The sequence below is a fragment of the uncultured Eubacterium sp. genome (genome assembly GCF_934295145.1).
Lineage (GTDB): Bacteria > Bacillota > Clostridia > Lachnospirales > Lachnospiraceae > Eubacterium_I.
Genome location: NZ_CAKRAS010000003.1, coordinates 72433 through 85014, shown reverse-complemented (window position 1 = coordinate 85014; position 12582 = coordinate 72433). Strand labels below are relative to the sequence as shown.

Annotated in this window: 11 protein-coding genes; 2 read left to right on the top strand and 9 right to left on the bottom strand. The window is 39.9% G+C overall.

From position 1 onward, the window contains the following. Positions 1–107 precede the first annotated feature (107 nt). Both Q0I54_RS01365 and Q0I54_RS01360 read right to left on the bottom strand, forming a co-directional pair. Positions 108–1037 carry a flavodoxin family protein gene (locus tag Q0I54_RS01365; protein WP_296115814.1) on the bottom strand — a complete coding sequence of 310 codons (930 nt, stop codon included), beginning with the start codon at positions 1035–1037 and terminating at the stop codon, positions 108–110. Positions 1038–1193: 156 nt separating this feature from the next. After that, complete coding sequence (locus tag Q0I54_RS01360; protein ID WP_296115813.1) at positions 1194–2033, bottom strand: acetyl-CoA hydrolase; 840 nt, start codon at positions 2031–2033, stop codon at positions 1194–1196. A 216-nt stretch (positions 2034–2249) separates the two neighbouring features. On the opposite strand from Q0I54_RS01360, the gene Q0I54_RS01355 reads away from it, so the two are divergent. Next, positions 2250–3140 (top strand): LysR family transcriptional regulator, encoded by an 891-nt coding sequence (locus Q0I54_RS01355; RefSeq protein WP_296115811.1) that lies wholly within the window; start codon positions 2250–2252, stop codon positions 3138–3140. A 130-nt stretch (positions 3141–3270) separates the two neighbouring features. On the opposite strand, the gene thrS is transcribed toward Q0I54_RS01355, so the two are convergent. The 3 genes from thrS to Q0I54_RS01340 all read right to left on the bottom strand — a co-directional run bounded on the left by thrS (position 3271) and on the right by Q0I54_RS01340 (position 7254). Then, entirely contained in the window at positions 3271–5028 is a 1758-nt protein-coding gene (thrS, locus tag Q0I54_RS01350) for a threonine--tRNA ligase (RefSeq protein ID WP_296115810.1), read from the bottom strand. Between the two features lie 364 nt (positions 5029–5392). Continuing rightward, positions 5393–6463 (bottom strand): tyrosine-type recombinase/integrase, encoded by a 1071-nt coding sequence (locus tag Q0I54_RS01345; RefSeq protein WP_296115808.1) that lies wholly within the window; start codon positions 6461–6463, stop codon positions 5393–5395. 65 nt (positions 6464–6528) lie between these two features. Further along, complete coding sequence (locus Q0I54_RS01340; RefSeq protein WP_296115806.1) at positions 6529–7254, bottom strand: ATP-binding protein; 726 nt, start codon at positions 7252–7254, stop codon at positions 6529–6531. A gap of 202 nt (positions 7255–7456) precedes the next feature. Here Q0I54_RS01340 and dtd point away from each other — a divergent pair, with 202 nt between their 5' ends. Continuing rightward, positions 7457–7909 (top strand): D-aminoacyl-tRNA deacylase, encoded by a 453-nt coding sequence (dtd, locus tag Q0I54_RS01335; RefSeq protein WP_296115804.1) that lies wholly within the window; start codon positions 7457–7459, stop codon positions 7907–7909. Between the two features lie 38 nt (positions 7910–7947). Here the strand turns inward: dtd and Q0I54_RS01330 are convergent, their stop codons facing one another. From Q0I54_RS01330 to Q0I54_RS01315, 4 genes are all read right to left on the bottom strand, one after another. Then, entirely contained in the window at positions 7948–9111 is a 1164-nt protein-coding gene (locus Q0I54_RS01330; protein ID WP_296115802.1) for an AI-2E family transporter, read from the bottom strand. 9 nt (positions 9112–9120) lie between these two features. Further along, a complete protein-coding gene (locus Q0I54_RS01325; protein ID WP_296115800.1) occupies positions 9121–11757 on the bottom strand; it encodes a cation-translocating P-type ATPase in 2637 nt (878 codons plus the stop codon). A 258-nt stretch (positions 11758–12015) separates the two neighbouring features. Then, positions 12016–12252: a DUF3343 domain-containing protein gene (locus tag Q0I54_RS01320; protein ID WP_296115798.1), complete on the bottom strand. Its 237-nt coding sequence runs from the start codon at positions 12250–12252 to the stop codon at positions 12016–12018. A gap of 111 nt (positions 12253–12363) precedes the next feature. Next, the gene (locus tag Q0I54_RS01315; RefSeq protein ID WP_296115797.1) at positions 12364–12582 is read right to left on the bottom strand and encodes a sulfurtransferase TusA family protein; all 219 of its coding nucleotides are present in this window, start codon (positions 12580–12582) and stop codon (positions 12364–12366) included.

Below are 12582 nucleotides of genomic sequence, written 5' to 3'. Positions count from 1 at the left end.
TTCTTATCGAAATACTGATGCTATTATAACCAAAAAGAAAAGCCCTGTATGTTGTTAAAACAACATATCGGACTTTTCCCGTTATATTTTTACATATTTTTGATTTATTATTCTGGTCTAACTGCTGTGATAGCTTCTGCATAACGCTGTACTTTTGCTTTATACTCATCACTTCTTGCAGCAGCGCCTGCATTTTTCTCATTATTCTGAATATCATCTGCATGAATAAACTGACCGCTTAAAGTATCATGTGCATGCTCAATCTGGGATTTATCAAAGGTAAAGCGAACCTTTCCATCTTCTGTCACTAATTTACCACGGATACCGCACTGACCGCAGACTGCCACATTATCCCCCTCAATGTAGAAGTTTCTGGAATGGCAATGCGGACAGACACCGTCCTCACCCTTCCAGGTTGCATGTTCGATATCTTTTGCAGCTTCTGCAAGGTTTACACCGATCTGATGTGCACGGGCTACTTTGGAATCGTCAGTTAAAATACCAAGTGACCACATAAATACTTCATTATCGATGACTTTCCACATCGGTGTCAGCGCATGCAGATAGAAGTCATTCTGAATCTCTGTTGCCCAGTCAGAACCACCGATTCCCATATAGGAAACAACTCTTGTTTTCATATATTTCGGATCAATCCGTTTACCGCCGTTAGATGCTGAAATCTTGTCCGCAACAATGTTGTTGGATAATCCCATACGTGGTCCAAAACGGTCCATAATAGTATGGAAAATACCTGCTGCACATTTTTCAAAGATTGGAATAGAAAAGATGATTCCGTCTGCATCCAGCATTTTATCTAATAACCACTGAAAGTCATCTTTTAATACACACATGTTTCCTCTGCCGGAAAACAGGCTCATAACGCATGCCTTACATCCGGTACAGTGTTTGATATCAAGATCCATCAAACGTACAAATTCAATCTCAGCGCCCTGCTCTTTTGCCGCAAGTAACGCTTCTTTACACATGCAATCGTTGGCACCATTTTTGTTACCACCTGAAATACCTAAAATCTTCATGTTATTTTTCTCCTAAAAAAATTTGTCCTAATATGTCCTAAACTGTGCCATACAGTTTCGCAGATCCAAAAAACTTGCGTATGAGTAAAAGAATGGCGTAAAGGATCTGCGCTCCTGCATCATCTATTGTAAAAATGTTTTACAACCAAAGTTAACTTAGCGCATCGGCAGATAGCCTCTGTACTGTTTCAAATTGTCGCTGGTTGCAATATCAGTTAAAAACAGGCTTGCAAACTGGAACTGTGGGCGCAGATAAGGGAAGTTATCATACTCAGCCCATTCCGGTTTCTTGAAAGATGCAGCATTTTCAACGGCACAGTGATACCACTCTTCCGGACCGTCAAACCACATTTCCACACAGCGGTCCATATGACAGTTGTTAATCTCTTTTTTGACTTTGCTTGTCATCATGCGGGTAACTTCCGGCATTGCCGCAAAGGCAGGTAATACCTCATTCATCATCCACTGATCACCGTCCTCTTTGTGACCTTCCGGATAGGAAACAAGAAACTGCCAACGGTAATTCGGACCATCCACCATAGTACGACCGGCGCCTTTGAGATCCTGCTCCCAGAAGATCGGTAAAAAAGCAAAGATAAACGGCGGACAGCCATTGTCGCCACCGGAAGCACGGGCAGCTTCTCCATCTGCCATAAATCCATCCTCTTTCACATTTTCTGGAATTGTTCCCTGCCAGATCATGGCATCGATTGGGAAATATTCGTTCAGTGAATTTACCAGACTTTCCTGACTCATAGGATTGACCATCCAGTAGTGCTCGGTGAGCTGCATGCGGTAAGTACCAAAGCGCTCTCCCTGTGGTGGTGTCGGAAGTGCATTATAATAAGCATATTTTGTTACCCATGGCTCAAATTTTGCAATGCTTTCCGGTGCATGATAGTAATAAAGCCAGTGCTGTAATTTGTGTCGGTACTCTTCTTTGACACAGTCTACATAAATCAGGCTTCGAAGTGGCTGATACGTAATTTCTCCCATAATAAAATCCTCCTTCTTCGTACAATAAAATGTAACGTACTTGTTATCTGATACTTAAAATTATAAAGACAGGCGTGGATTGTTGCAAGCAGGAAAGAAAGATGATAGTATAAGTATAACTTATGGAGAGACGCTGTATCAGGCATTTAAAATTGTATTATCTCGGGGAAAATTGATACTGTTTTCTGGAAAGTATAAGAAAAATGGAGGGGAACTATGACATTACAACAATTAGAATACTTTGTATCCGCGGCGCATAATCTGAATTTTTCCAAGACCGCAGAGATGTTTTTTGTCTCACAGTCTGCGATCACGCAGCAGATCCGTAGTCTGGAAAAAGAACTGAAGCTGGATCTGTTTGTCCGGAAAAATAATCGTATATCATTGACAGATTCCGGTCAGGTATTTATGCGGGAAGCAGAACAGATCCTGGCAAAAGTCAGCGATTCTATTGAACGGGTACATTCGGTACAGCGTGGTCAAAAAGGAACGTTGCGGATCGGTTATATCAAATGTATGGAGATGGGAAGTTTTCCAAGAAATGTACAAAATTTTTATTTCAAATATCCAGGTGTGGGGATTGATCTGAAACGGGACAATGCAGTGGCATTGCATGATGAGTTTTTGATGGGAGAATATGACATTATTTTTAATGTGGAAAGTCCACTGCTCTCCTATCCGGATACGACAAAAATTATAAAAATCGGGGAATATCCGTTTTTGGCCGTCATTCCACCGGAGCATCCGTTGACTCATCGTGAGGTGATTACACAGGAAGATTTGAAATACGAACGACTGATCATCCATAATTTCAATCGCAGTAAATCAGAATGCCCGCATGATTTTCCAACGGGCTATTTAGATAATGAACTGGTGCAGAATATTTCCAAAACAAACGATGATGCAACAACAATACAGATTATGGTGGCGGCTGGTATGGGTATCGGAATACTAACGGAACTGGAAGTAGAAAAGGCTTCTATTCCACTAAATCTTTCATATATCCCACTGGAAACAAATGGAATTCAGGAAATCCTGTATGTCATTTATTCAAAAGAAAATGATAATCCTATGATTCCACTTTTTTTAGAAGAAATCAAAAAATAATGAAGATTTAATTAATCCTCAAATAAAAATGAGCTCTATTTTCTAAAATCAAGAAAACAGAACTCATTTTTATATTTATTTTTTAAGACTTAGCAAACAATGACAGACATTCGGTTATTATAGCGAATTACTATCTTGCTTTTGTCTCAATTTCAGTTGTCAGTTTTTCAACGAACTCGTCTAATGGAAGAACTGTAGTCTCTTTCTGACCATGGAGACGGTATGCAACTGTACCATCTTCTTTTTCTTTCATACCAATAACAAGAAGATAAGGAACTTTCTGAACCTGTCCTTCTCTCATACGGTAACCAAGTTTCTCAGCTCTGTTGTCTAATTCAACACGAACATCAGCTGCATCCAGAGCATCATAAATTTTCTGAGCATACTCATTGAGTTCCGGATCATCTGTTTTAACCGGCATGATACGTGCCTGAACCGGTGCTAACCATGTTGGCAGATTTCCTTTTGTCTCTTCAAGAATGTAGGCCATAAAACGATCCAGAGAGCCAAGAATTGCACGATGAAGTACAACAGGTGTCTTTTTCTCACCATCACGGTCTACATAAGTCAGCTCAAATTTAGCCGGCAGACAGAAGTCCAGCTGACAAGTAGAAAGTGTATACTCATTACCTACTGCTGGTTTTACATTTACATCAAGTTTCGGTCCGTAGAAAGCAGCTTCGCCGATTTCCTCAGTATATTCGATTCCGAGAGAATTCATAACTTCGCGAAGTGCATTTTCTGCTTTGTTCCACATCTCATCATCATCATGATATTTCTCTTTGTCTTCCGGATCACGCAGAGACAGCACACATCTGTAATCTGTGATACCGAAATCTTTGTAAGTAGAGAAAATTAAATCTACGACTTTGGAGAATTCATCTTTGATCTGCTCCGGAGTTACAAACAGATGCGCATCATTCTGGCAGAAATGGCGTCCTCTTTCGATACCTTTTAAAGTACCACTAGCCTCGAAACGGAAATCATGTGCGATCTCACCGATACGGATTGGCAGATCTTTGTAAGAATGAATTTTATTTGCATAAATCATCATATGATGCGGGCAGTTCATTGGTCTTAATACAAAAGACTCTCCCTCAACTTCCATCGCAGGGAACATATTATCTTTGTAGTGATCCCAATGACCGGAGGTTTTATACAGATCTACTGTACCAACACATGGTGTCATAACATGCTGATATCCAAGTTTACGCTCTTTGTTTTTGATATAATTTTCCAGTTCCTGCCAGATTACATATCCTTTTGGAAGGAACATCGGAAGTCCACGACCAACCAGATCATCCAACATAAATAATCCCATGTCTTTGCCGATTTTTCTGTGGTCACGCTCTTTTGCTTCCTCTAATAACTGAAGGTGTGCTTCCAGCTCCTCTGCAGTCGGGAAACATACACCGTAGATACGCTGCAACATCTTGTTTTTGCTGTCACCTTTCCAGTAAGCGCCGGAATGTCTGATCAGTTTGAAATGACGGCATAATTTTACATTGTCTACATGAGGGCCACGACAGAGGTCTGTAAAATCACCCTGTGTATAGCAGGAAATCTTACCATCTTCCAGGTTAGAAATCAGATCCAGTTTGTAGTTGTCATCTTTGAACATTTCCAAAGCTTCTTCCTTGGAAATTTCATGACGGATGATTTTTTTTCCGGATTTTGCAACTTTTTTCATTTCTTTTTCAATAGCGGCGATATCCTCATCACGGATAACATCATCGCCCAGATCGATATCGTAGTAGAATCCCTCTGCTACCACCGGTCCAACCCAGAATTTTGCCTGTGGATACAGGTGCTTAACAGCCTGAGCCATCAGATGGGCACAGGAGTGATTGAGCATGCTTAACTGTTCATCTTCTTTAAAATTAACCATTGTGTTTTCCTTTCCAGAACCTTGTTTATTGAGTTACTAATTACTTCTATAAACTAAAAAAGCACCTTTAAATATACCTGCTGCCAGATATACTTAAGGGTGCATACATACACGGTTCCACCTTAATGTTTTACTTATTTAGCCTGTAACGCGGCAAGACGGTGACGCTTAAAAATCTGTCCTTACAATTCGACATTCTTTCACGTACAGCTCAAGACTGGTTTTCCTGTATGATATTCATAAGCAGCTTCCACCAACCTGCTCTCTCTGGAATGTTTCAACATACAGTACTTGTTCTTTCATTGCTTTTCTCAATATCAAATCAAATTATAACATACTGAAAATTATTGTACAAGAGGTAAAATTATTCCTCTTCAGATTCAGGCTGCTTTTCCCGCAATCGAACCGCTTTTGCTGCCATACGGCGTCTGCTGTCAGCTTGTGCTGCATAGTGTTTTTTTGTTGTATTGACATCCTTGTGTCCTAAGACATCTGCTACCAGGTAAATATCTCCTGTTTCCTGATATAATGTTGTACCATAAGTACTGCGCAGCTTATGCGGTGTTATATTTTTTACCGTTGTCACAAGGCGGGAATATTTTTTTACCAGATTTTCTACACTGCGCACATTAATACGTTTATTTTGCATGGAAAGGAATACTGCTTCGGTACTTCCCGCCTTTGGCTCCATTTCCAGTCGTTCATCCAGGTAGGCATCCAGTGCTTCAGCTACTTCGTCTCCAAAATATACCATAACTTCAGAACCACCTTTTCGGTGAACTTTAATACCATTATTTTTTGGATCAATGTCATTCAAATCCAATCCCACACATTCAGATACACGAATTCCTGTGCCAAGTAAAAGCGTCAGAATCGCCACATCCCGCTTTTTCGTTTTATTGTGATAAATCTTCTGACGTTCCGTTAATTTCTCACCGGATTCCGCCTCATCCAGCAAAATCGCAATTTCATCCACATCCAGACGGACGATATTTTTCTCATGCTGCTTTGGCATTTTAACCAGTGTAGCAGGATTTTTTTCTATAATCTCTTTGCGAAAGAAATAGTTATAAAAACTGCGCAGGCAGGCAAGCTTACGCATCTGGCCACGCTCATCATTAGTATATTCTTTTCCTCTGTGATGATAAAGTTTCAGATATTGCAGATATTCTTCAATATCCATTGGCGTAATCTGTTCTAAAATATCAATCGGAAAATCGATAATCTCCATTTTTGCCATTGCAGCGTTATTTTCATGCAGATAGTGAAAAAAAACGCCCAGGTCATAGGCATAGGCAATCCGAGTCCGGGAAGACGTTGATGGCTCGATACCGATAAAGTATTCGCGGCAGAAACGTGGTAATTCGGCTACCAATGCACGGAGTTTCTGTTCGTTTTCAATATTGATCTGGTCACTGTATTTTCGTTCTTTCATATCAAATCATTCTTTCTAAAAAATTGTGTTCGGATACTGCTTTTTCGTTTATCAGTAAAAGAATATTACTCATTCTGATCTTCCCAGTCCGGAATATGTCCATTGATCAGTGCGGTAAACAGACGCGTCTTTGCTCCTGGATTTTCATGGTTGATAGTTCGGATAAGCTGTTTGATATATGCACGTCTTGTGGCACCATCCGCTGGACATGGATTTTTCACTACCGGAAGATTATATTTATTTTTGAAACCGATCACATCTGCTTCTTCTACATACAGAAATGGTCGGATGATTGTCAGATCCATGCGGTCTAAATATGTTTTGGGTGGAAAACAATAAAAATGTCCTTCATAAATCAGTGACATCATCATAGTTTCAATAAAATCATCTTTATGATGTGCGTAAGCTACTTTATTACAACCAAGCTCTTTCACAGCATTGTATAATGCACCTTTTCGCATTTTTGCACACAGGGAACAAGGATTCTTTTCTTTGCGTTCTTCAAACACAATCTGCCCAATTTGTGTTTTTACGATATGATGTGAGATGCCAAGCTCGTCACAAAGTTGTGTCACCGGACTCAGATCAAATCCTTCCAATCCAAGATCCACACTGACCGCTGTCAGAGAAAAATGCTTTGGATAAAAACATTGCAGACCATGCAGGGCATATAGTAATGCGAGAGAATCCTTTCCTCCTGATACACCGATGGCAATATGATCTCCTTCGTCAATTAAGTGGTAAGTATCTACTGCTTTTCTGGTAAGACTTAGTAGCTGCTGCAATTTCATAATATCGGTTCCTCGTTTCAGTATTGATTTTTCATTAAAAGTCCTTTAGAATGATAACATATTTTGACATTTTGGTAAACAGTTTCGAACGTTTGTTTAGATTTTGGCTTAGAAAAACATGCGTTTGAGTGAAATGGACAATGATAAGAAAGTACAGTTTGTTTCGCTGTTTTAAAGTTTATGAAGAAAGGATTTTAAACGTATGAAATTTGTAATTCAGCGTGTGCAGCACGCTTCTGTGACAGTAGACAACGAAGTAATTGGAAAAATCGGGAAAGGATTTCTGGTTTTGATTGGTGTTTCAGAGGAAGATAATACTGAGATTGCAGACAAAATGATTAAAAAGCTGATTGGCATGCGTATTTTTGAGGATGAAAATGGAAAAACCAATCTGGCACTTAAGGATGTAGATGGTGAATTGCTGCTGATCTCCCAGTTTACTTTATATGCAGACTGCAAAAAAGGAAATCGTCCGTCCTTTATTAAGGCGGGAAATCCAGATCTTGCAAACAGCTTATATGAATATATTATTGCTTCCTGCAAAAAAGAGATTCCTGTGGTAGAAACCGGAAGTTTCGGAGCAGATATGAAGGTAGAACTGCTCAATGATGGACCGTTTACCATTGTGCTGGATTCCGATGAACTTATGAAATAATAATCGTATAGTATCATGAGCAAATAAACCGGGGCATTTTATTGCCCCGGTTTGTTTGGTTCTATATTTTGTTTTACTATCTTCTGCTTTAATCTGTCATATACAAGTTGGCGGAACAAGGTATAACACACTGATGAGAGCGGAATAAACAGAAACATTCCAACAATTCCCATCAGTTTACCTCCAGCGATCACTGCCAGCAGTACCCAGATGGATGGCAATCCGACAGAGTTTCCTACCACATGTGGATAGATGAGATTGCCCTCGATTTGCTGTAATACAAAAAATATAATCAGAAATACAACCGCCTGCTGTGGATTCACAATAAAAATCAGAAAGACTCCAAAGATGCATCCTATAAAAGCACCAAAGATTGGAATCAGTGCGGTACAAGCTATGACTACACTGATCAGCAATGCATACGGCATACGGAAAATCGTTAGTGTCAGCAGAAATAATCCGCCCAGAATCAGTGCTTCCACGCACTGCCCGGTAAAAAAACGTGTAAAAGTTTTGGAAATCATGGCACAGATGCCAAATAACTTTTCTGATCTTTCTTCAGAACAAAACGCATAAATTACCTTTTTAAGCTGCATTTGCAGTTTCTCTTTTTGAAATAGCAGATAGCATGCAAAAGCAAATGCCAGAAATCCGGTCACGATTCCCTGAAATACAGAACTGATGGCAGAAATAGTGGATCCGGTAATCGTTTTCGCACTGTCTTTCAAAAAATCAGAGACCGTCTGAAGAATCTGCTGTGTTTCAAAAGTCTGCGTTCCCATCAGGTGTTTAAGCAGAGGGATTTTTTTATTTAGATGCTCCATCGTGGATTGAAATTGTGGTACAAAATCTGTAATATTTTCATTCAACATGGAAAAGCTGTTAGCCAATTGCGGAATCATAAAAAACAGAATCAGCCAGATAATCGCAATAACGATGAGCAGTGTTAATAAAAAACTGGCAATACGAATCGATATTCGATAGCTGTTCGATTTATTTCGAAACAGCTTTTTTTCAATAAAACGCATGGGAATATTCAAGATAAATGCCATAATGCATCCGGTCAGAAATGGCAGTAAAATTTCCCAGATAGTGCGTAGCAGATTCCATTCTGTGTCAGTTTTTCCAAGGAGCAGGATAAGCAAAACTGCAATAATAAGCAGTAAATATTTATGCTTTTGTATAAAATCCTGAAATTTCATTTTAGTCCCTCAATTCTTTCTATTTTTAATCCATTTACATAACTGGATGATCGGCAGACTCAAAAAAGCATACAAATATACAATTCCAAGTTGTGCCAGCGTCAAAGTCTGCACTTTAAACAGATTTTGTAATCCAGGAAGTGTGAGAACTCCGGTAATTAATACGGCTCCTAATGCAAATGCACCAATTAACCACTTGTTATTTTTTATTTTTTTTGTAAACAGAACCGGTTTTTCTGATTTGCAATTAAATCCATGGAATAATCGGGCCAGACACAGAGTTCCAAACGCACAGGTGCTTGCAATCAGAGCATTTCCCTGCTTTAATCCCGTGAGGAAAGAACAAACTGTTACAATTCCAATTACAAGTCCTTCCAGACCTATTTTTTTCATAAAAGAGGCAGTTAAAATAGAACTGGTGGCAGCTCGCGGATGTTCTTTCATTACATCATCTGTGTGCGGTTCCAGACCGAGGGCAATCGCAGGCAGACTATCTGTCAATAAATTAATAAATAACAAATGCACAGGTGCAAAAGGAACCGGAAGTCCTGCCAGAGATGCTGTTAAAACGGTTAAAATGGCACCGAGATTTCCTGATAACAGAAATTCTATGGCATGCAAGATGTTACGATACAGATTTCTTCCATTTTTCACTGCTGATACAATAGTAGAAAAATTGTCATCTGTCAAGACCATGTCAGCAGCATCCTTTGCAACCTCAGTTCCAGTAATTCCCATAGCAACGCCAATATCTGCCTGTTTCAATGCCGGGGCGTCATTCACGCCGTCTCCTGTCATAGCCACTATATTTCCACGTGCCTGCCATGCGCGGACAATACGAATTTTGTGTTCTGGTGAAACACGTGCATAAACAGATATTTCCGGAACCAATTCCTGCAATTCTTGATCTGTCATCGTATCAAGCACAGCACCTTCACAGGCTTTTGTATCCGGTGTCAAAATTCCAATTCGTCTGGCAATGGCAGATGCCGTCACAATGTGGTCTCCGGTAATCATGACTGGTCGGATACCTGCATGGATGCAGGTCGCTACTGCATCTTTTGATTCCAGACGTGGCGGATCCATCATGGCGATAAGACCAAGAAATGTCAGATGAGATTCATGGTCAAAGGTCAGTGTATCCGTATCAGAAAACTCTCTGTAAGCAAATGCAAGCACGCGCAGTCCTTGTTCAGAATATTGCTGATTTTGTATCTGAATCCGTTTTTTCTCGTCACTGTTCATAGGAATTGTGCCATTTGTTGTCCAGATCGCATCTGTTCGCTGTAATAATACATCAACTGCACCTTTCACAATTAAAATCTGTTTTTCAGCAGAATCAGAACTATAATCGTTTTTGGAACATGTATGCAGTGTTGACATCATTTTACGTTCACTGTCAAAGGGAAGTTCGTCGATTCGTGGATATTTTGCCTGTATTTCAGAAATAGCAATGTGCATTTGAGGCTCCATCTGCAGCAAGGCAATTTCTGTAGGATCTCCGATTTCTTCATTTTTATTTTCAATTCTTGCATCATTGCATAATACACTGGCAAAATAGAGTAATTTATTGGAAGTATCAGAAGATGTTGCCTCATCTGCAAGAACAGACTGTCCGTTTACATAATAGTCTTCCACTGTCATTTTATTTTGAGTCAGAGTTCCGGTTTTATCTGAACAGATGACTGAAATACTTCCAAGCCCTTCTACTGCCTGAAGTTTTCGGATAATGGCATGCTCTTTCGCCATTTTTTGTGTACCAAATGACAAAACGATAGTGACAATGGAACTTAATGCCTCAGGAATAGCTGCAACCGCCAAAGCGACAGCAAATAAAAAGGCATTTCCAATAGATTCACCGCGAAAAACGCTGATTCCAAACAAGATTCCACAAAAGACTAAAATAGCGATGGAAAGCTTTTTGCCGAAAGAATCAAGCGATATTTGCAATGGAGTTCGTTTTGCTGATGTATTGTGTAAAAGACTTGCTATCTTGCCAACTTCTGTATGCATACCGATGTCAGTAATAATGATTTTTCCGCGTCCATTCGTAATGAAACTGCCGGAAAATACCATGTTTCTGCGATCTCCCAGAGCTACCTGATTGGAAATCACATCGGTGATTTTATCGACACTAAGGCTCTCACCGGTCAAGGCACTTTCATCAATTTTCAAACCAGCACACTCAATAATTCTTCCATCAGCAGGAATGATATCACCTGCTTCCAAAAGGACGATATCGCCCGGAACCAGCTCTCTGGCAGGAAGCTGCACAACACTTCCGTTACGAAATACGGATGCTTTTGGTGCGGATAAGTTTTTTAAACTGTTTAAAGAACGTTCCGCCTGTCGGGTCTGCACCGTTCCAAGAATGGCATTTAGGGTGATAACGACCAGAATAACGACAGCACTTTCTGCGTCACCTAGCAATCCGGATATGATTGCTGCAATAATGAGAATGATTACAAGAAAATCCTTAAATTGTTCCAGAAAAAGTTTCCATAAAGGTTTCGATTTCGCAGATGTCAGTTCGTTCCAGCCTGATGTGTAATGGCGTTCCTCTGCCTGTGTAGATGTCAGTCCCTGTACGGAACTTTCAAAGTGATCCATAACCTGCGTCGCGGTCAACTGATACATTTCTTTCATGTCAAATCCTCCTTGCGTTTGCCTGCATCATGTTATCTGCAATATGTGTTCCGATTATGCAAGTTCAGATTTTTGGAATAAAAAAAGACCCTTATTGCACAATCAATGTACAATAAAAGTCTCACCGTTTCCTTACGACACCGGATGTATTTATATTACATCGTACTGACGACACCGCAAACGTATAGTCACGTAGGTTACTCCCTCTTATTGATTCTACTATATATGATAAAGAGTGGGTGTGTCAAGGAAATTTTGTTAAATAATCAGTTCCACATTTTGTTCGATTTCAATATGGGAACCCAGTAAATCGTTTTTGTAACGGGTATATTCCTCAGGTTCAATGCGCCAGGCAAGTCCGCAACCGGCGGAAAGCTCCCTTGGAACCGGGATCAGACGACCGGAGATGCCATGCTCTTTACAATACAGCTCCATAGCCATGGCTGCTGATGTTGTATGAAATGTTATAATCTGATAAGGTTTTTTCTTTCGCATGACAATAATTCTCCATTTTTCTGACATTTTTGATAATATGAATTTTAATTTAATACGTAATGATATATAGTCACCACTCGTTCGTATATCGACGAATCTTCGGCTCCCTTATTATGCGCGAAATGTGATTTCAAAGCAACTGTTTTTCTGTTGGGTTTGAAACTCTTTTTTCTGATATTTCAGCGTTTTTTCAATGTTTGTTCTTGTGTGAGCTTCATCGCCGATCACATGAATGGTTTCACCCGGATGCTCATCCATGGCGTCCATAACAAGTAAAACCGGTTCCGGACAGGAAAGTCCTCTTACATCTACTTCAATATATTCTGCCAT

Excerpts from the sequence above, each read along its gene's own strand:
- Q0I54_RS01315 (WP_296115797.1), bottom strand. The coding sequence starts at position 12,582 with ATGGCAGAATATATTGAAGTAGATGTAAGAGGACTTTCCTGTCCGGAA.
- Q0I54_RS01325 (WP_296115800.1), bottom strand. The coding sequence starts at position 11,757 with ATGAAAGAAATGTATCAGTTGACCGCGACGCAGGTTATGGATCACTTT.
- Q0I54_RS01340 (WP_296115806.1), bottom strand. The coding sequence starts at position 7,254 with ATGAAATTGCAGCAGCTACTAAGTCTTACCAGAAAAGCAGTAGATACT.
- thrS (WP_296115810.1), bottom strand. The coding sequence starts at position 5,028 with ATGGTTAATTTTAAAGAAGATGAACAGTTAAGCATGCTCAATCACTCC.
- Q0I54_RS01365 (WP_296115814.1), bottom strand. The coding sequence starts at position 1,037 with ATGAAGATTTTAGGTATTTCAGGTGGTAACAAAAATGGTGCCAACGAT.
- Q0I54_RS01320 (WP_296115798.1), bottom strand. The coding sequence starts at position 12,252 with ATGCGAAAGAAAAAACCTTATCAGATTATAACATTTCATACAACATCA.
- dtd (WP_296115804.1), top strand. The coding sequence starts at position 7,457 with ATGAAATTTGTAATTCAGCGTGTGCAGCACGCTTCTGTGACAGTAGAC.
- Q0I54_RS01355 (WP_296115811.1), top strand. The coding sequence starts at position 2,250 with ATGACATTACAACAATTAGAATACTTTGTATCCGCGGCGCATAATCTG.
- Q0I54_RS01360 (WP_296115813.1), bottom strand. The coding sequence starts at position 2,033 with ATGGGAGAAATTACGTATCAGCCACTTCGAAGCCTGATTTATGTAGAC.
- Q0I54_RS01345 (WP_296115808.1), bottom strand. The coding sequence starts at position 6,463 with ATGAAAGAACGAAAATACAGTGACCAGATCAATATTGAAAACGAACAG.
- Q0I54_RS01330 (WP_296115802.1), bottom strand. The coding sequence starts at position 9,111 with ATGAAATTTCAGGATTTTATACAAAAGCATAAATATTTACTGCTTATT.